This window comes from Azohydromonas lata NBRC 102462, from assembly GCF_001571085.1.
Taxonomy (GTDB): domain Bacteria; phylum Pseudomonadota; class Gammaproteobacteria; order Burkholderiales; family Burkholderiaceae_C; genus Azohydromonas; species Azohydromonas lata.
Genome location: NZ_BCTC01000341.1, coordinates 1 through 520, shown reverse-complemented (window position 1 = coordinate 520; position 520 = coordinate 1). Strand labels below are relative to the sequence as shown.

Genomic DNA, 520 nt, shown 5'->3' with positions numbered 1-520 from the left:
CGGCGCCGGCCCGGCTGAGCCGGTCCACCGCCCGGGGCACGAGCTGGTGCAGCTGAGCGCCTGCGGCGCCAGCACCAGCCGCGCCACGACGCAGCTGGCGCCGGCGCCCGAGCCGGCTTGGCTGAGCCGGTCCACCGCTCAGGCCGCGAGCTGGTGTAGCGGGGCGCCTTCGGCGCCAGCAGTATCAACGTCGCGCAGTGGCGGGCGACAGCGCCGCCCTGACGCCATCGGTCCACCGCCCGGGGTACACCAACCGCACCACTTCACACCGCGCGCGGGCGCTGATCTACCCGAGCCGATCAATCGCCGCCGGGACACGAACGCGCCCAGCGCGGCGCCGGAGGCGCCAGCACCAGGCGCGCCGTGTCGCAGCGGGCGCCCGCGCCGGCTTGGCTGAGCCGTTTCTCTGCCCGAGGTACGAGCCGGCGCAGGGCGGCGTGTTCTGCGAACCGGATACGCAGGCCTGCGACGTCGGGTTTGACCTGGCGCACCTGTGACCGCTGGCCCAGCTGCGCGGCTA

The 520-nt window shown here is 75.4% G+C and carries 1 protein-coding gene; it reads right to left on the bottom strand.

Annotated elements, in window-relative coordinates:
- Nucleotides 1-299: 299 nt before the first annotated feature.
- The coding region (locus tag ALA01S_RS34555; RefSeq protein ID WP_218011572.1) for a hypothetical protein at nt 300-520 on the bottom strand (221 nt) is incomplete at its 5' end.